This window comes from Devosia sp. Leaf420, assembly GCF_001425445.1.
Lineage (GTDB): Bacteria > Pseudomonadota > Alphaproteobacteria > Rhizobiales > Devosiaceae > Devosia.
The window spans coordinates 118938-135840 of sequence record NZ_LMQU01000013.1 but is presented as its reverse complement, the minus strand read 5'-3'; the positions used below and the strand labels follow the sequence as shown (position 1 = coordinate 135840).

Annotated in this window: 19 protein-coding genes and 1 other RNA gene; 5 read left to right on the top strand and 15 right to left on the bottom strand. The window is 61.0% G+C overall.

Annotated features, from left to right (window positions below):
• Positions 1–106: 106 nt before the first annotated feature.
• The 5 genes from ilvN to ASG47_RS16520 all read right to left on the bottom strand — a co-directional run bounded on the left by ilvN (position 107) and on the right by ASG47_RS16520 (position 4140).
• Complete coding sequence (ilvN, locus tag ASG47_RS16540) at positions 107–661, bottom strand: acetolactate synthase small subunit (RefSeq protein WP_061911054.1); 555 nt, start codon at positions 659–661, stop codon at positions 107–109.
• 22 nt (positions 662–683) lie between these two features.
• Positions 684–2453: an acetolactate synthase 3 large subunit gene (locus ASG47_RS16535; protein WP_061911052.1), complete on the bottom strand. Its 1770-nt coding sequence runs from the start codon at positions 2451–2453 to the stop codon at positions 684–686.
• A gap of 206 nt (positions 2454–2659) precedes the next feature.
• Complete coding sequence (locus tag ASG47_RS20760; RefSeq protein WP_162243270.1) at positions 2660–3166, bottom strand: NUDIX hydrolase; 507 nt, start codon at positions 3164–3166, stop codon at positions 2660–2662.
• A gap of 253 nt (positions 3167–3419) precedes the next feature.
• Positions 3420–3695, bottom strand: a complete 276-nt coding sequence (locus ASG47_RS16525) for a YMGG-like glycine zipper-containing protein (protein WP_061911048.1) — start codon at positions 3693–3695, stop codon at positions 3420–3422.
• A gap of 79 nt (positions 3696–3774) precedes the next feature.
• Positions 3775–4140: a DUF423 domain-containing protein gene (locus ASG47_RS16520; protein ID WP_244487125.1), complete on the bottom strand. Its 366-nt coding sequence runs from the start codon at positions 4138–4140 to the stop codon at positions 3775–3777.
• Between the two features lie 68 nt (positions 4141–4208).
• Here ASG47_RS16520 and ASG47_RS16515 point away from each other — a divergent pair, with 68 nt between their 5' ends.
• Positions 4209–5627, top strand: coding sequence for an MATE family efflux transporter (locus ASG47_RS16515; RefSeq protein WP_061911606.1), 1419 nt, complete (start codon positions 4209–4211; stop codon positions 5625–5627).
• On the opposite strand, the gene miaA is transcribed toward ASG47_RS16515, so the two are convergent.
• Positions 5624–6559 (bottom strand): tRNA (adenosine(37)-N6)-dimethylallyltransferase MiaA, encoded by a 936-nt coding sequence (gene miaA, locus ASG47_RS16510; protein WP_244487124.1) that lies wholly within the window; start codon positions 6557–6559, stop codon positions 5624–5626. The two genes, ASG47_RS16515 and miaA, sit on opposite strands and share 4 nt — an antisense overlap.
• A 68-nt stretch (positions 6560–6627) precedes the next feature.
• Between miaA and serB the strand changes: the two genes are divergently transcribed.
• Positions 6628–7500 carry a phosphoserine phosphatase SerB gene (serB, locus tag ASG47_RS16505; protein ID WP_061911044.1) on the top strand — a complete coding sequence of 291 codons (873 nt, stop codon included), beginning with the start codon at positions 6628–6630 and terminating at the stop codon, positions 7498–7500.
• Positions 7501–8006: 506 nt separating this feature from the next.
• On the opposite strand, the gene hflC is transcribed toward serB, so the two are convergent.
• From hflC to ASG47_RS16465, 8 genes are all read right to left on the bottom strand, one after another.
• On the bottom strand, positions 8007–9134 hold the full coding sequence (hflC, locus tag ASG47_RS16500; RefSeq protein ID WP_061911042.1) for a protease modulator HflC: 1128 nt from the start codon (positions 9132–9134) through the stop codon (positions 8007–8009).
• Positions 9135–9136: 2 nt separating this feature from the next.
• Entirely contained in the window at positions 9137–10273 is a 1137-nt protein-coding gene (gene hflK / locus ASG47_RS16495; RefSeq protein ID WP_061911040.1) for an FtsH protease activity modulator HflK, read from the bottom strand.
• A gap of 63 nt (positions 10274–10336) precedes the next feature.
• On the bottom strand, positions 10337–10864 hold the full coding sequence (locus tag ASG47_RS16490; RefSeq protein ID WP_413813472.1) for a dihydrofolate reductase: 528 nt from the start codon (positions 10862–10864) through the stop codon (positions 10337–10339).
• Positions 10858–11340, bottom strand: a complete 483-nt coding sequence (locus tag ASG47_RS16485) for a GNAT family N-acetyltransferase (RefSeq protein WP_061911036.1) — start codon at positions 11338–11340, stop codon at positions 10858–10860. Before ASG47_RS16485 ends, ASG47_RS16490 begins: the two co-directional genes overlap by 7 nt.
• Positions 11341–11343: 3 nt before the next feature.
• Positions 11344–12357: a DUF4424 domain-containing protein gene (locus tag ASG47_RS16480; RefSeq protein ID WP_061911034.1), complete on the bottom strand. Its 1014-nt coding sequence runs from the start codon at positions 12355–12357 to the stop codon at positions 11344–11346.
• A 69-nt stretch (positions 12358–12426) separates the two neighbouring features.
• Positions 12427–12756 (bottom strand): hypothetical protein, encoded by a 330-nt coding sequence (locus tag ASG47_RS16475; RefSeq protein WP_061911032.1) that lies wholly within the window; start codon positions 12754–12756, stop codon positions 12427–12429.
• A complete protein-coding gene (locus ASG47_RS16470; protein ID WP_061911030.1) occupies positions 12753–13547 on the bottom strand; it encodes a thymidylate synthase in 795 nt (264 codons plus the stop codon). Before ASG47_RS16470 ends, ASG47_RS16475 begins: the two co-directional genes overlap by 4 nt.
• A gap of 9 nt (positions 13548–13556) precedes the next feature.
• Positions 13557–14129, bottom strand: a complete 573-nt coding sequence (locus ASG47_RS16465) for a DUF1003 domain-containing protein (RefSeq protein WP_061911028.1) — start codon at positions 14127–14129, stop codon at positions 13557–13559.
• Positions 14130–14275: 146 nt separating this feature from the next.
• On the opposite strand from ASG47_RS16465, the gene ASG47_RS16460 reads away from it, so the two are divergent.
• Both ASG47_RS16460 and ASG47_RS16455 read left to right on the top strand, forming a co-directional pair.
• On the top strand, positions 14276–14500 hold the full coding sequence (locus tag ASG47_RS16460) for a YdeI/OmpD-associated family protein (RefSeq protein ID WP_200940959.1): 225 nt from the start codon (positions 14276–14278) through the stop codon (positions 14498–14500).
• A gap of 59 nt (positions 14501–14559) precedes the next feature.
• Positions 14560–15813, top strand: coding sequence for an alpha/beta hydrolase family protein (locus tag ASG47_RS16455; protein ID WP_061911026.1), 1254 nt, complete (start codon positions 14560–14562; stop codon positions 15811–15813).
• Here the strand turns inward: ASG47_RS16455 and ASG47_RS16450 are convergent.
• Entirely contained in the window at positions 15810–16346 is a 537-nt protein-coding gene (locus tag ASG47_RS16450) for a thermonuclease family protein (RefSeq protein WP_082511797.1), read from the bottom strand. The genes ASG47_RS16455 and ASG47_RS16450 overlap by 4 nt on opposite strands.
• A gap of 125 nt (positions 16347–16471) precedes the next feature.
• On the opposite strand from ASG47_RS16450, the gene ssrA reads away from it, so the two are divergent.
• Positions 16472–16828: a transfer-messenger RNA gene (gene ssrA, locus ASG47_RS16445) on the top strand.
• The last annotated feature ends 75 nt before the right edge of the window (positions 16829–16903 follow it).

The following is a 16903-nucleotide window of genomic DNA, read 5'->3' as shown; positions in this document are numbered from 1 at the left end:
GCCAACCTTTTATGAACCAGTCAGATTATGTGCCCGGCATCATCATATGTTCACGCATGACCACGTGGATAGAAAGACCGCCGCAGTTGCCCGCGGCGGCACTCAATCACATGCCTTCTGGACCACGGCCGATGGCAGCGAGCCCGGTACGCACCACTTCAACCAGACCGAGCGGGCCCATCAAGGCGATGAAGCTGTCGATCTTGTCCGGCTTGCCGGTCACTTCGAAGACGAAGCTTTCGACGGTGGCATCAACGATGTGGGCGCGGAAGGCATCGGCCAGACGCAGGGTTTCCGCCCTGTGTTCGCCCGTGCCTTTCACCTTGATCAGCGCCAGCTCGCGCTCGACATAGTTGCCCTCGGCCGTCAGGTCATGCACCCGATGGACGGGCACCAGACGCTCGAGCTGGAGCTTGATCTGCACCAGCACCTTTGGCGTTGCGACCACGACGACAGTGATACGACTAAGTCGCCGGCCGTGTTCCGTCTCGCTGACAGTCAGGCTCTCGATATTATAGCCACGCGCCGAAAAGAGGCCGACGACGCGCGCGAGGATCCCCGGCTCATTGTCCACGAGGACCGACAGCGTATGGCGCTCGGTCTGTTGCGTTTCCTGGGTCAGGAAATAAGCGGACCCGGTCGGCTGCATATGTGCGTTCATTTCTCGTTCCTCCGCCGCCGGCTTAGACCAGCGCGCGCCCCTTTTCGTCGATGATCGAACCGAGATTGGCCGTATCGGGCAGGATGATCTCGTTGTGCGGCTTGCCCGATGGGATCATCGGCAGGCAGTTTTCGTCCTTTTCGACGATGACGTCGAAGAGAACCGGGCCGTCATAATCGAGCATTTCGGCAATGGCCGCGTCGAGTTCAGCCGGGTTTTCGCAACGGATCCCCTTGCCGCCATAGGCTTCGGCGAGCTTGACGAAATCGGGCAGCGATTCCGAATAGGAATGCGCGTAGCGCGAGCCGTGCAGCAGATCCTGCCATTGGCGAACCATGCCCATGCGCTCATTGTTGAGGATGAAGATCTTGATCGGCAGGCGATATTGCACCGCCGTCGACATCTCCTGCATGGTCATCTGCACCGACGCTTCGCCGGCAATGTCGATCACCAACGCATCGGGATGCGCCACCTGCACGCCGACCGCAGCCGGCAGGCCATAGCCCATGGTACCGAGGCCACCCGAAGTCATCCAACGATTGGGCTTGTCGAAGTGGAAGTGCTGGGCAGCCCACATCTGGTGCTGACCGACTTCTGTGGTGATGAAGACGTCCTTGGACTGGTTCCTGGTCGCTTCATAAAGACGCTGGATCGCCCATTGCGGCTTGATCGTCGTCTCGGAGTTTTTGAAATTGAGCGAGCCGACGCTGCGCCACTTTTCGATCTGCTTCCACCACGGCGCAATGGCCTCCGTGCGCGGCTGATTGGTGCGGCTACGCCAGACGCGGATCATCTCTTCGAGCACACGATTGCAATCGCCGACGATCGGGATATCGACGCGGATGATCTTGTTGATCGACGACGGGTCGATATCGACATGGATCTTGCGGCTATTGGGCGAGAACGCGTCGATGCGGCCGGTGATACGATCATCGAAGCGGGCGCCGATATTGATCATGACGTCGCAATCATGCATCGCCCAATTGGCTTCGTAGGTACCGTGCATGCCGAGCATGCCGAGCCACTGCGAATTGGATGCCGGGAAAGCGCCGAGACCCATGAGCGTCGAGGTCACCGGGAAGCCGGTGAGTTCGGCGAGTTCGCGCAGGTTTTCAGAGGCTTCGGGACCAGCATTGATCACGCCGCCGCCGGTGTAAAACACCGGACGCTCGGCCCTGAGCATGAGATCGACAGCTGCTTCGATGGCTTTCAAATCGCCATCCACCTGGGGGCGGTAAGACGCGTGGCGCAGCGTTTCGATCTCGGGCTTATAGTAGTCGCCGAGGGCGAACTGGATGTCCTTTGGAATATCGACGACAACTGGGCCGGGACGGCCGGTCGTGGCGATATGGAAGGCCTCGTGCAGCACGCGCGGCAGGTCCTTGATATCCTTCACCAAATAGTTGTGCTTGGTGCAGGAGCGGGTGATGCCGACGGTGTCACATTCCTGGAAGCCGTCGGTGCCGATCAGCGATGTCGGAACCTGGGCCGTGATGCAGACGAGCGGGATGGAATCCATCAGCGCATCGGTGAGGCCTGTCACCGCATTGGTCGCGCCGGGGCCGGAGGTCACTAGCACAACGCCGGGCTTGCCGGTCGAGCGGGCATAGCCTTCGGCCATATGCGTGGCGCCCTGCTCGTGGCGCACCAGGATGTGCTTGACCTGCTCCTGCTGGAACATCGCATCGTAGATCGGCAAGGCGGCACCACCGGGATAGCCGAAGATATGTTCAACACCTTGATCCGCAAGCGCCTGGATCACCATTTCCGCGCCGGTCATTTTCTCGGCCATTTGCGCTTCCTACTCCTCGAGCCCACCGTACCGGGCATTACGTTTCTTGACGCCTTCAAACCGCTTTTGCGAAAAAAAGGCAATAAAAAAGGCCCCTTTCGGGACCTGTGTTCGGCGCACCAGCTATCGCGCGGGGACTTACCCCACGTTGCCGATGCGCCAGCGTACTACGAGAATGAGTGCCCGCACGGGACCTCTCCTAAAAATCAGATGCGTCTTGATAGAGGTTTTGGATCGTCCATGTCAAGACCAGCGGCTCTACCGCCAGAACTCAACTGCCGCGCCAGCTTCTCGGCCAGGTCACACAGCACCGGCTCACCCAGCAGCCGCTGCGCTTCCGTCAGGGTCGCCCAATGGCGCAGCCGCTGGCCCTTTTCGCGCCATTGATCATACTGGCGCGTCACCTCGAGGGGATAGATATCGACGGTGACCAGCAGTGCATCTGACCCGACCCGCGCCTGATATGCGCCGATCGGCAGATCGGAAATCTCGCCCGCGACCCCTGCTTCTTCTTCCGCCTCGCAGGCCGCGCTATCCCATGGGGTATAGCCCTGCTTCACACCGCCCTTTGGAAATATCCAGCGCCCGGACCGTCTTGTGGTGACGATCAGAAAGTGAAGGTTACCATTGATATAGGCATAGGGCAGCGCGCCCGACTGTCGGACTTCACACTGCTCAGGAGCTGGCGGGATGGTTTCAGACGGACTGGTCAATGGCGCGATAACTCTGGCTCCGGTGCAACGCCATCTCACGGTGGCGCCAGAAAAACAGTGGGGACTTCACGCCCTTAGACATAAATCCGGATCGATGATTCGGATGCTGACATTAACCAATAGCGAACCATTGTGTCGGCTTCAATTGCACGCGTGTGCAATCGTGAACGGCAAAACACCCGGTCGGTGGGGGATCCGACCGGGTGCCTTTGCACCACATCAGCGGTTTAGGTCTTAAACCGCCTCAGCGAAATTAGCCGCGTGGGCAGGTATCGACGTAACGCGTGCCGTTCGGACGCTGATAGACGCAACGGTCGTTGCTGCCTTCAACGCGGCCGAGGACGTCGCCAGCGGCTGCACCGACGACTGCGCCAACGCCGGCGCCAACGAGGGTCCCTACACCGCTACCGCCGGTTGCGGCAGCACCAACAACGGCACCGCCGAGTGCGCCAACCGTAGCGCCCTGCTGTGTGGTCGTGCAGGCAGCCAGGGAGAGGGTGGCGGCGGCGATAATCAAGAACTTATGCATAGGATCCTCCAGGGAACTGATCGATCACATAATGCGGAATTTTGGGCTTGGTTCCGGATCGCGCTCAAGAAAGTTTGAATCAATTGTTAAAGGATGACCGGAACGCGGCTGAAATCGCCATCACAATCCAGCCAACGATCAAGGCTCCACCTCCAAGCGGCGCTGCGCCGGGGAACAATGGCGCGCCCAGCCATTGTCGCATGGCGAGGTCAGCCGTGAATAAGATTACGCCGATCGAGAGAATTACGCCGGCTGCGACAAGGGCCCTACCCCGTCCGGCCAGTGCGAGAAGCAAGAGCACCGGAGCATGGGCTAGTGCGATGGTGGATATGGCGGCAACATTGCGGACGTCGGAACCATGGGACGCCGCGGCCGCGCTCGCGACGCCGAGTGCACCCAGCAAACCTGCCAGCACCATGAATGATCTGCGCCATGCGAGCGTCAATTTCGTCTCCATCTTCCAGCGGCAGCCGCTTTGGACTAGAGCATGACGCCTGAAGGTGGGAAATGGAAATGACCGATAATGTCGCGGGCGTTGGCAACGACGCCGAACAAACCGGCTTGAGCAGCTGGGCGAGCGAATTCCGCGCGACCTTTGCGCTCGCCTGGCCGCTGGTCATCGCTCAATTGGCCCAGAATGCGCTCCATACCACCGACGTGATTCTTTTAGGCTGGCTCGGCTCCGACTATCTCGCGGCCGGTACGCTGGCGACGACATTTCTCATGCCATTTCTGGTTGGCGGCATCGGTGTCGTCGGCGCTGTAGCTCCGCTCGTGGCGCAGGCGCGCGGCTCACGCAACATCAAGGCGGTGCGCCGCATCGTGCGGCAAGGCTGCTGGGCGGCGATCGTTCTGGCCATGGTGCTGGTGCCGATCGTGCTGCAGATCAAGCCGATCTATCAGGCGCTGGGCCAAGATCCCCAGGCGACGGAATTGGCCAATCAGTTCATCCAGATTGCTGCCTGGTCGCTGTTCCCTGCCCTCGGCATCATCGCGTTCCGCTCGCTGCTGTCCGCTTTCGATGCGACGCGGGCGATTCTCGTCATCACCGTGATGGGCGTGCTGGTGAATGCCCTCACCGCCTATGTGCTGATCTTTGGCCACTTCGGCTTTCCGCGGCTGGAATTGCGCGGGGCGGCGATCGCGACCACGCTGACCAATGTCGTGATGCTCATCGCCATGGTGACCTATGTCGTTCGGCATCGGCGGCTGAAGCGCTTTCATGTGCTGCTGCGATTCTGGAAGCCGGATTGGCCGCGCTTCCGCGAGATTTTCCGCATCGGCACGCCGATCGGGCTGACGGTCGTCGCCGAGGTTGGCATGTTTACCGCTGCTGCCTTGCTGATGGGCCGGCTCGGGACGGACGAGGTCGCGGCGCACGCGATTGCGCTGCAATGCGCGTCCATCGCCTTCATGGTGCCGCTCGGCTTGGGCGTTGCCGCGACGGTGCGTGTCGGCATGGCTTATGGGCGCGGCGATGTGGAAGGCATTCGCAAGGCGGGTTGGACGTCGTTCATGATGGGCACCGCCTTCATGACCGTATCCTGCATATCGTTCCTGACCTTCGGGCCGCATATCGTGAAGGTGTTTCTCGATCCGCATGTCGATGCCAATGTCACCTCGCTGACGCTGGCGGCGTCGTTCCTTGTGGTGGCCGGGGTTTTCCAGCTGGTGGACGGCGCGCAGGTCGTCGCGGCGCACTCGCTGCGCGGGCTGAGCGACACCAAGACACCGATGATTCTGGCGATCGTGGGTTACTGGATGGTCGGGCTGCCGATCGCCTATTTCCTGGGCTTCGTGGCGGAGTGGCGTGGCGTCGGCATTTGGATCGGTCTGGCAGCGGGTTTGGCATTCGTCGCGGTGGTGCTGGTGACGCGGTTTGCGCTACGCGAGCGCATCGGTCTGATGCGCGGGATAGGCCAACCGGTCTAAACCAGGGGTGTGCCTTCGAGGCCGAGGCGCGGCCAATCGCCCATGCGGTTTCGGAACCACGTGCGCTGGCGCTTGGCATATTGATGCGTGGCGATGGTGGCGAGCGAGATAGCGTCGTCGCGGCTTTGGACGCCATCGAGCCAATCGCCGATTTCGCGGACGCCGATGGCTTTCATGACCGGCAAAGATGGGTCGAGATTTTGCGCCAAGAGCGCCCTCACCTCTTCGACAGCGCCACTGGCGAACATGGCTTCAAAGCGTTGGGCGATGCGGGCGCGGAGCACGTCCCGATCGGGCGAGAGTACAAAGCGCTCGATCGCCCAGCCATCGAGAAGGCCGGGCTGTAGATCGTCTTGAAAGTCGGAGAGCGGGCGGCCGGTGGCGCGCTTGACGGCGAGAGCGCGGATGACGCGCTGGGGATCGGCGACGCCGAGCCGTTCTGCGGCCTTGGGGTCTTCGCGCTGCAGCAAAGCCATGCGGCGGGCTTCATCGAGGTGCAGGATTTCGTCCTGAACAGCGCGTGTCAGTTCGGGGGAGATTTCCGGAACATCAGCAAAGCCTTTGATGAGCGCATCGAAATAGAGGCCGGTGCCGCCGACGAAAATGACTTCGCGGGCGGGGTCGATATCATCGAGAATGGCGCGGACAGCGGTGAGCCATTGGCCGGTCGAAAAGCGGGTCGCTGCCGGCACCGTGCCGTAGAGCCGATGTTGGGCCTGCGCTTCGTCTTCTTCGGACGGGCGGGCCGTGACGATGCGGAGCGTGTCGTAGAGCTGCATGGAATCGGCATTGACGATGACGCCGCCGCTTTCCCGGGCGCGCGCCAAAGCGAGGCTCGACTTGCCGCTTGCGGTGGGACCCGCTATCAGGACGGCGCTTCTCTGGCGCGTCATCCCAAAGCCCAAGGGCTTTGGTTCTTTGTTTTCACGCATGTCTTTATCCCGAAACCGGTCCCCACTTTCGGGAGACATGCTTCAGCCCTCCGAAAGTCGCTTCCGCCATGCCGGTTCTCAGCCTCATTGCCAATCCTGCCGATTCCGAACTGGACGTTTCGCTCGCGGCGGCAGTCGTGCAGCAAACGGGCGGAGAACTCAACTGGCTGACCCATCAGGTCGCCTGCGATATTCTCGAACCCAAGGCGCCGAACGCGGCCGAAATCGCTCGCGAAATCATTGGCAGTCGCGCGGTCGACGTCAATATCGTGCCCTCCGAAGGCCGCCGTAAGCTGCTGCTGATTGCCGATATGGATTCGACGATGATCCAGCAGGAGTGCATTGACGAACTGGCGGCTGCCCTGGATTTGAAGCCGCAGGTTGCGGAGATCACCGAGCGCGCCATGCGGGGCGAACTGGATTTTGCCGAGGCGCTCGATACGCGCGTGGCGCTGCTCAAGGGGCTGGAGCGCGCGACGATCGAAGCCATCCGCCGCGAGGCCATCACCCTGACCCCGGGCGGACGGACGCTCGTCCACACGATGAAGGCCTATGGCGCCTACACCTCGCTGGTCTCGGGCGGCTTTACGTTCTTTGCCGACTATTTTGCCAAGCGCATCGGCTTTGACGAAGCAATCGCCAATGTGCTCAAATTCGATGGCGACGCGCTGACCGGCACGGTGCAGAAGCCGATCGTCGACAAGAACACCAAGCGTGAGCGGCTCGAAGCTTTGGTGGCTGAGCGCGGCTTGACGCTGGCGCAGACGGTTGCCGTCGGCGATGGCGCCAATGATCTCGACATGATCGGCATTGCCGGGTTTGGCGTGGCGCTCCATGCCAAACCTGCCGTTGCTGCTGCTGCCGGCTGTCGGGTTGACCACGGCGATCTCACCGCACTGCTCTACCTGCAGGGGTATTCGGACGAAGATTTCGTGCGCTGAAGCACCGGACGTGCCGAAGCGCCGCCCGGCCTTTTGGCGTTGCGGTTTCACGGTGACGGGCGGCCATTGGCTCTACCTGTTTAGACATTGGGAGCCAAAGGCCGCCCGTCACAGGATCCGGAGTTTGCAGCGGGTCCGGGATCAGGCGCGAACGTTATTTCAGTCGCGGCTGCCGTATTTCAACTCCCCGCCCGGATAGGCGCCCCCATCCACCGGCCATTCCGCCCGACCCTGCGTGGGAGCCGTGTGACTGGCGGAATGGGGAGAGTATGGGCGAGGTTTTGGGGCGCGGGGAGAAGATGGATAAGTTTTTTTGGGGGTTGGGGGTTTACCCCCACCTGACCTCCCCCTGGTAGGGGGAGGGACACATTGAGTTTGCCTTGGTGATTGTGGGCCACCGGCATATCCCTCCCCCTACCGGGGGAGGCTAGGTGGGGTCTTCGCCGCACTCAAAAACAAAAAGCCCGGCAGCGGTGCCGGGCTTTTCTCATTTCGTCGGGTCCAGACTAACCGCCCGTGCCCGTTGCCGGGGCCGGTGTGGTGGCTGGAGCGGGCGTCGTGGTTGCCGGAGCTTCCACCGGTGCCGGGGCTTCCGTGCCGACCGTGGGGGTCAGTTCGGAGCCGTCTTCCAGCGTGACGGCTGGAGGGGCGATCGTCTCTTCGATGCCGAGGCCGTCAAGAGCGGGTTCCGTGCTTGGCAGCGCGCTTTCGGGAAGCGGCTGCGGCGCGATTGGCGTCGCGAAGTTGGTATTGGCCGCCGGCAGTTCGCCGCTCGAACCAAAATAGCGGAAGAAGGCGCTATCGGGCGAGAGGACCATCGTGGTCCCGGTGTTCGAGAGAGCCGTGCGATAAGATTCCATCGAGCGGTAGAACTCGAAGAATTCGGGATCCTGACCGTACGCAGCCGCGAAGATGCGGTTGCGTTCCGCATCACCCGTACCACGGATGATTTCGGCATCACGCGTGGCGGCAGCGACGATTTCGACAGCCTGACGATCGGCGATAGCCCGAAGGCTCTGGGCCTGCTCTTCGCCGCGAGCGCGGAGGAGTGCCGCTTCGGCAAGACGTTCGGCGCGCATACGCTCGAAGGTCGTGGCCGAAACGTCGGCATCTAGATCGGTCCGGAGGATACGCACGTCGACGACATCGACGCCGATTTCAGCGAGGTCCGGACGGATAAGGTCACGGGTTTCCTGCATCATCTGGGCGCGCTGGTCCGAGAGAGCCGCGTTGAATTCGCGGGCCGCATAGACCTGGCGAAGGGCCGAGTCGAGGTTGGCGCCGATACGATCTTCGACCACCGAAAGCTGGCCGGTGGCGCGCTGACGGAAGAGACGAGCGTCCGCAATGCGGTAGGTCAGGAAAGCATCGACCTGATAGAAGGCGTTGCCCGAAACCTGAACGCGCATATTGGCGATATCGTAGCGCAGGAGCCGGTCTTCGACGAGTTGGACGCGATCGACGAAATCGGTCGGGATCTTGAAATAGACGCCCGGCTCGGTGCGGATATCGGTGATCTGGCCAAAGCGCGTGACAATGGCTTGCTCACGCTCATCGACCACGTAGATCGACGAGAAGAGGACGTAGAGTGCCGCAACGATGACGGCACCGATGATAAAGAGGCGGTTCGTCATGATCAGTTCCCCGTCGCGTTCGGCGTGGTTGTCGTCGTGGTCCGCGAACGGAGCTCAGGCAACGGCAAGTAGGGAACGACACCGGAACCATTGGCGCCGCTTTCGATCAGCACCTTTTCGGAGCCGCCGAGAACCTCTTCCATGGTTTCGAGATAGAGACGCTGACGCGTCACCTCAGGCGCATTGACGTATTCGGCATAGACGGCGTTGAAACGCTCGGCTTCACCGGTTGCTTCCTGCACCACGCGGTTGGTGTAAGCGGCAGCGTCTTCGCGCTGAGCCGCCGCACGACCACGGGCATCGCCGAGGAGCGTATTGGCGTAAGAGCGGGCTTCTTCCTGAAGACGGGTTTCGTCCTGGCGGGCACGCTGCACTTCGTTGAAGGCGTCGATGACTTCTGCAGGCGGGCCGGCGTTTTCGATCAGCACCTGCGAAACGTTTACGCCGAGGCCATAGCTTTCGGCGACGTTGCGGATGATCCCGAGCACTTCCTGCTGAATGCCGGCGCGGTCGTCGCTATAGACTTCCTGAGCCGGACGGCGGCCGACGACTTCGCGCATGGCGCTTTCGGCGGCGTAGCGGATCATGGCTTCCTGATCGCGCACGTTGAAGAGATAGGCGATCGGATCGTTGACGGCCCAGAAGACCGAGAACTGAACGCTGACGATATTCTGATCGCCCGAAAGCATCATGCCTTCGCTCGCCGGCGCATTGTTCGCCTGGGGGCGGTTGGATGTCGGCGTAGCATTGGAATTGGCCGTGCCGATCTGGGTCTGGTTGAGCGTCAGGGGAACGCGTTCCACCGTTTCGATCGGCCAGATCAGGAAATGCAGGCCTTCGCCGGAGAGTTCGGGCTTGGGCGAACCGAAGCGCAGCTCGACGCCGACTTCACTCGAATTGATCGTATAGACCGAATTGACGCCCCAGAAGGCGAGCAGCGCGACAACGGCGCCGACAATCGCCCAGCGGCCGCCGGGCACACCGCCGCGAAACTGGTCGCGACCGCGATTGAGAATTTCCTCGAGATTGGGAGTGTTTCCACCGGGACGGCGCGGGCCGCCGCCACCTCCACCGGGTGCCTGGCCCCAGGGACCGCCATTATTGCGGCCACCTCCGCCTCCATTATTCTCCCAAGGCATCTCGTTCCTTTCGGTTCCTGCGCATTGTCGTTGGAAACATATATAGGCAAGGCTTGAGAACGATCAATGCGTGGGCTTGGACCGTCTTTCGTAGACTTTTATCACATAGGTTGCCGCGTCCTTGACGGACGGGGTGACCGGGGGCTCGTCGACAACAGCCCAGATTTCGGGGTCGATGGCCGGGAAATGCACGTCGCCTGAGGGTTCGAGGTCGACATGGGTGATGTAAAGCCGGTCGGCTGACAGCAGCGCCTGCGCGTATATGTCGCCCCCGCCGATGACCATAATTTCATCGGTGCCAAGGGCATTTGCCTGGGTTTCTGCATCCGTGAAGGCAGCGGCGAGGTCATGGACGACGGTCACGCCCTCTGCCACGTAGTCGCCTTGACGGGTGACGACGATGTGTGGGCGGCCGGGCAAGGGTTTCGGGAAGGTCTCGAACTGCTTGCGGCCCATGATCATGGGCTTGCCCATAGTGGTTGACTTGAACCAGGCAAAATCGGACGGAATACGCCAGGGCATGTCCCCGTCCCTGCCGATGACTCCGTTGCGCGCGACGGCCGCGATGAGCGAGCGGCGGATGGTCATGATTTGCCCAGCGCCTCGAGCGCTGCCCCATCGATGCGCACCTTGGTCCACTCGTCCTGCATGACGCCACCCTGGCTCTTGTAGAATTTGATCGAGGGCTCGTTCCAATCGAGCACCCACCATTCGAAGCGCCCGAGCTTTTCGCTGGCGCAGCGCTGCGCCAAATGGACGAGCAGCGCCTTGCCCAGACCTTTGCCGCGCAGGTTTGGGTCGACATAGAGGTCTTCGAGCCAGATGCCGTGGCGACCCTGGAAGGTCGAATAGGTGTAGAACCAGAGCGCGAAGCCCACCGGCTTTCCGTCCCATTCGGCGATGTCACAAAAAACCTTGGGCGCCGGACCAAAGAGATCACGCGCCAAATCGGCTTCGCTCGCCTCTACTTCATGCAAGAGCTGTTCGTATTCGGCGAGATCGCGCACGAATTGCAATATGATGGCTTCGTCGCCGGGAATGGCGGCGCGGATGACGAGGTTGGTCAAGGCTTACTGGTCTTCCTGGCGGACAAGGATCAGGACGTTGATCTCGTCTTCGGGGAAGAAATCGGTTTTGACCATTTCGAAGGTGGTCGGGCCGATCTTCTTGATATCGTCGCCGCAGAAGGAGACGAGATTGTCTTCACTGCCCTTATCGACCACGAGGCGGAATTTTCCGATGCTACCGCCGGCCCAATTGCCGCCCGTCGTCAGGATGTAGGAAATCCAGCTTTCGGTGAACGGGGCGGACCAGAGATCCTTGGGGTCCTTGAGCGTCTTGCGGACGGCGGCGCGGAAGCCATCATCGGTGCAATAGCGCTCGCGGTATTCGGCGCCGGGATCATAGCCTTCTGAGGGTTCGGCGAGCATGGAAACGCCGACCGTGCCGCCGACGCTGGGCTTGTAGCGATGTTCGACGGTGACGGTTTCCCCGGCCGGGAAGGTCGCATTCCAGGTATAGGTGGCGCGATAGGACCAGCTTGGCCAGAAATGCTTTTCCCAGCCCTGCCCCGCGTCATATTCATCCGGAATGACCATGCCGAGATAAAGCAGGTTTGCCTTGTCCTCCTCGCTGAGCGCGTCGGTGGCGCTCATGGCTTCGTCGGTGAAGGGAACGATGGGCAGATCGAGCTGACGCACGAGCTTGGTGCGATCGACACCGGCGGAATAGGCATATTCGTGAAGTTCGGCGTCGACGGGTTGGCCGTTGAAGGTCGTCTGGAACTCGAAGAGATTATCGGCCGGGCCGGTCGGGTATGAGACGGGCGAGAAGGGATTCGGCACGATCTCGGGCATCGGGAAGGCGACGAGCACATCCTGATCGGTGTCGGAATTGTTCTTGAACGTATAGGTGACGCGAATTTCGTCCATGGAGATGAAAAGCTCTTCGCTTTCCATGGAGATATCGCCGTGCTGGACGAAGTCGAGCCCGCCCGTGGTCAGCACCGCGGAGGTGTCGTTGGCAAGTGCCGGCAGGCTCAGGCAACCCAGCGCGATGGCACTGGCAAGGGAATGCTTCAGCACAGTCTCTCTCCCGAAATCAAAGGCTTAGGACGAGAACTGGAATCTCGCCCGCAACTTCCGGCAGAGGTTTTAGCCGGTTTCGCCGTCGCGGCGAAGATAGGCAAACCATTTTCTATCAAGCGCTGCGTCGAGGTCGATGCCGTGGCGCTGGGCGTAGAGAAGGAGGAAGGCGAGGAGATCGGCGGCTTCGTCATCGCGGCGCGCGGTGATCTCCGCGTCGGTAAAATCCTTGCGGCGGCCGCGATTGGTCAGGCGCAAATGCTCGGCGATGAGTTCGCCCAGCTCTTCCTGCATCTTGAGCGCGTACCAGTCGTCATCGCGCTGAACACCGGTCTCAGCCGCATACATGTCCGAGACACGCGCGACGAGCATCGTAAGTTCAGCGATCGAGCGGGTCATACCGCGACGGCGCCCTTGATGTGCGGATGGGGATCGTAGCCTTCGAAGACAAAATCCTCGTAGACGAAATCTTCGAGCCGCTTGCGCTCGGGGTTCATGATGAGCTTGGGGAGCGGCCGCGGCTCTCGCGTGAGCTGCAGGCGTGCCTGCTCGAAATGATTGTTGTAGAGGTGCACATCGCCGAAGGAGTGGACGAAATCGCCGACTTCGAGCCCGGTCACCTGCGCCATCATGTGCGTGAGGAGTGCGTACGACGCGATGTTGAAGGGGACGCCCAAGAAGGTGTCGGCGGAGCGCTGATAGAGCTGGCAGCTCAGCTTGCCATTGGCGACGTAGAACTGGAAGAGGCAATGGCATGGCGGCAGCGCCATTTCATCAACCTCGGCAGGATTCCAGGCACTGACGATGTGGCGGCGGCTATCGGGCTTGGTGCGGATCGATTCGACGACATTGGCGAGCTGGTCGATATGGCGGCCATCCGGCGCGGGCCATGAGCGCCATTGTGAGCCATAGACGGGGCCAAGATCGCCGTTTTCGTCGGCCCACTCGTCCCAGATCTTGACGCCCCGCTCCTGCAGCCAGCGCACATTGGTCTCGCCGCGGATGAACCAGAGCAGTTCATTGATGATTGATTTGCGGTGCACCTTCTTGGTGGTGACCAGCGGGAAGCCCTTCGAAAGATCGAAGCGCATCTGGTAGCCAAAAAGGCTCCGCGTGCCGGTGCCGGTGCGGTCCGACTTGTCGGTGCCGTGTTCAAGAATATCGGAGAGGAGCTTGAGATAGGGCTGCATGGCCCTACCCTACTTCGATTCCACCGCTTTGAGATGCCCCTCCACAAGCGTCGTCAACAGTTCGATTTGCTGTTGCTGCTTTTCGATCAGCTCGCGCATCTCGGCATTGCGCATCTGGTCGAGCTTTTCATGGAGGGCCATGATCTCGATCTCGGCCTTGAGATTGACCTCGTAATCATGGGCGGAGACCTCGCGATCCTTGGCCGCCTGGCGGTTTTGGCTCATCATGATCACCGGCGCCTGGATGGCGGCAAGCATGGAGAGCATCAGGTTGAGGAAGATGAAGGGATAGGGATCAAAGGCGCGGGACATCAGCGCGACGTTGAGCCCGGTCCAGAGCACGAGGAACACGCCGAAGCCACCGATGAAGGTCCAGGAGCCACCGAAGGCGGCGACGCCATCGGCGAGTTTTTGGCCAAGGGTGAGCCGATCATCGAAGGCAGCGTTTGGATCACGCGCGAGGGTCTCCCGGCGGATTGCCTTTTCGACGGCGCGGCGCTCGGTGGAGGTCAAGGCACTGAAGGCCTTGCCCATGAACGTCTCGGACGCATGATTGATCTTGGCTGATTTGTCGTTGGACATGGAAAGCTCGCTGCCATGGGCGGTAGGTGAATACCGCGCGATACGCTGACGCGGCATGTCAGCATATCCGTCTTAGGATCAACATGAACCTGTGAAAGGAGAGCATGATGAGCCCGGTTTTAAGACCTCTGCGCAGACGCGAGGACATGCCTGACTTCGTGCGGCAGGCGCTGGAGGAGCATGGGCTGATGGATGCCTATGCGGCGCGGCCGAATTACCAGCGCAACGACTATCTGCTCTGGATCAATAAGGCCAAGCTGGACGCGACGAAGGCGAAGCGGCTCAAGCAGATGCTGGACGAACTCGAAGGCGGCGGCGTCTATATGAAAATGTCCTGGAAGACGGAAAGCGAAAGCCCTTCGAAAGAATGAGAAAGACTTGCGCTTTCGCTTTCTGCCGTTAGGTTCCCTGGCAATAAGTGGAGGTAGGCATGCGGTGGATTCTGATTATGGCACTCCTCGTCAGCGCAGGAGGGCCGGCTATGGCCGAAGGCAATCGCATCGACATTCAGCGGCCAGACGCGCCTATGCTCGCGGCGCCCGGCGATCTAGCGATCGGGGTGCAGACGATCGAGCTGGTGCATGAGGGGCAGGCGGATGTTTTGACCGGCAATGGCGCGACATATGACCGGCCTTTGACGGTGGAAGTCTGGTATCCGGCCGACCTCAAAGGTGCAGCGCCGGGTGGCGATTATCTCAATGTGCAGATGGCCAACAGCGACCAGAAGATCACGCTGCACGGCCAGGCGGTGCGCGATGCCGAGCCGCTCAAGGCCAATGGCCCCTACCCACTCGTCATCCTCTCGCATGGCTATCCCGGCAATCGCTTCCTGATCTCGCATTTCGGCGAGAACCTTGCGAGCAAGGGCTATGTTGTCGCCAGCATCGACCACTTCGAAAGCACTTATGAAAACCGGCTTGGCTTTGCCAGCACGCTGGCCAATCGTTCGCCGGACCAGCTTTTCGTGCTCGATCAAATCGCCGGTCTGTCGGCAGGATCGGATGGCTTCCTCAGCGGTCTCGTCGATGCCGAGAACAGTGCGGTCATCGGCTATTCGATGGGCGGCTATGGCGCGGTTTTGACTGCAGGCGCTGGTTTGGCGGAAACCGCCAATAATACCGGCATGGCGCCTGCAGAAGCGCTAGCGGGGTTGATGGCTGGTTCGGAGGCTTTCACCGAAAGCCGCGATTCGCGCGTCAAGGCGGTTATCGCTATTGCGCCCTGGGGCGCGCAGGTTGGGCTTTGGGACGAAGCAGGCCTTGCCGGTATCAAGGTCCCTCTCTTTGTCATGGGCGGCACGCTCGACGAGGTGTCGAGCTATGAAAGCGGCATTCGCCAGATTTTCGAAGGCGCGACCAATTCGGATCGCTATCTGCTGACCTTCCAAGGGGCTGGCCACAATGCCGGAGCGCCAATGCCGCCACCGGACGAAGCGACGCAGGGCGGACCCAGCAGTCCCTTCGAGCACTATGCTGATTTTGTCTGGGCCAATGCGCGCATGAACAATATCGCTCAGCATTTCGCTACGGCCTTCCTCGGGCTGCACCTTAAGGGCGACGCCGCGATGAGCAACTATCTGAAGGTCGATGCGGACGACTGGACCGTCCAAGCGGGCGATCGCGCCTGGCCCGGCTTTACCGAGCGGACCACCCGCGGCCTCGTGCTCGAGCACATGTCGCCCTAGCCGGCGCACCAATCAAGCCGGCGGCCTTGCCAAGGATGGGCGAGGCCTTCGGCAATAAGCGTGTTGCCGATGGACGTGCCACCCTGCATGACCACGCGCAGTTTGCGACCATAGCGATCTTCGTCGCGATCGGCGGCTGCGAGCGAAAAGCCGCCACTGCTCAATATCTGGCTGAGGCGCTCGGCTGCCTGATGGCCAAGGCGTGCTTCAGCCGCACAAGAGGGACTGCCGATCTCCGGCGTATTGATATCCGCGATGCGGATTTTCTCGCCGTCGAGCCAGAACGTATCGCCATCAATGACGCAGGTTTTCCGCGGTCCGCTGCCACAGAGCGGCAGGCTGCGCGCGGGAATTTCGGCGACGATTTCGGCCGGAGGATCGAGAAGAAACGAGGCAAGTCCCGTATCGCGAAGGCCTGCCGTTACCCCCAGCGCGATCAAGGCGAGCGCGAAGGCCAGGACCGAGCCATTGGCCCAGCGCGGCAAGCGGCGACCGATGCGGATACCGCCGAGGATTCGCCTGCCTGTTGCCATCTGCCGCCAATCCCACGGAGAAAACTGCGTGGTTTGGCAGATGGCATCGGCGGGGTGTACTTGGGGTTAATGCGGAAGGGTCTCAGGCATCGGTGCGAAACCGGATGGGCAAAAAATCACTCCCGCCATTTGCATCGCGGGAATGGCTCGCCTATATAGGAACTGCCCTTCGGGGATATGGCGATAAATGGTCATTGTAATAAACCTTTCGGACCCGGGGGCAGTACCCGGCGTCTCCACCATCTCCCCTCGCTGAGAGGAGCCAATGGGGACGAAACAGGATCGACGAGGGCGTAAAGAGTGTGCTTTTGCTCGGTGAGGTACCACCGTTATCGGTCCAAAACTTATAGTTGCAAATGACAACAATAAGGCTCCAGTCGCTCTCGCTGCGTAAGCAGTGCTAGCATTGGGAAATTAAGTCCTCCACCCTTCGCCGGGTGACAGGCGGGGTTCGCAGGCACCTGGCAACAGAAGCCTGCACTTTCACCCTTTTCAGCACGCTCGTGGACGCCTTTGTTCTTGAAAATGTCCAGAACGTGGGGCTGATATGGGCCGTT

Bases quoted from the DNA above. Each gene is read 5' to 3' on its own strand.
- ASG47_RS16465 (WP_061911028.1), bottom strand. From the start codon at position 14,129: ATGTCCAACGACAAATCAGCCAAGATCAATCATGCGTCCGAGACGTTC.
- miaA (WP_244487124.1), bottom strand. From the start codon at position 6,559: ATGCGTGAAAACAAAGAACCAAAGCCCTTGGGCTTTGGGATGACGCGC.
- hflC (WP_061911042.1), bottom strand. From the start codon at position 9,134: ATGACGAACCGCCTCTTTATCATCGGTGCCGTCATCGTTGCGGCACTC.
- ASG47_RS16515 (WP_061911606.1), top strand. From the start codon at position 4,209: ATGACCGATAATGTCGCGGGCGTTGGCAACGACGCCGAACAAACCGGC.
- ASG47_RS16475 (WP_061911032.1), bottom strand. From the start codon at position 12,756: ATGACCCGCTCGATCGCTGAACTTACGATGCTCGTCGCGCGTGTCTCG.
- ASG47_RS16455 (WP_061911026.1), top strand. From the start codon at position 14,560: ATGCGGTGGATTCTGATTATGGCACTCCTCGTCAGCGCAGGAGGGCCG.
- ASG47_RS16450 (WP_082511797.1), bottom strand. From the start codon at position 16,346: ATGGCAACAGGCAGGCGAATCCTCGGCGGTATCCGCATCGGTCGCCGC.
- ASG47_RS16470 (WP_061911030.1), bottom strand. From the start codon at position 13,547: ATGCAGCCCTATCTCAAGCTCCTCTCCGATATTCTTGAACACGGCACC.
- serB (WP_061911044.1), top strand. From the start codon at position 6,628: ATGCCGGTTCTCAGCCTCATTGCCAATCCTGCCGATTCCGAACTGGAC.
- hflK (WP_061911040.1), bottom strand. From the start codon at position 10,273: ATGCCTTGGGAGAATAATGGAGGCGGAGGTGGCCGCAATAATGGCGGT.
- ASG47_RS16525 (WP_061911048.1), bottom strand. From the start codon at position 3,695: ATGCATAAGTTCTTGATTATCGCCGCCGCCACCCTCTCCCTGGCTGCC.
- ASG47_RS16460 (WP_200940959.1), top strand. From the start codon at position 14,276: ATGCCTGACTTCGTGCGGCAGGCGCTGGAGGAGCATGGGCTGATGGAT.
- ilvN (WP_061911054.1), bottom strand. From the start codon at position 661: ATGAACGCACATATGCAGCCGACCGGGTCCGCTTATTTCCTGACCCAG.
- ASG47_RS16535 (WP_061911052.1), bottom strand. From the start codon at position 2,453: ATGGCCGAGAAAATGACCGGCGCGGAAATGGTGATCCAGGCGCTTGCG.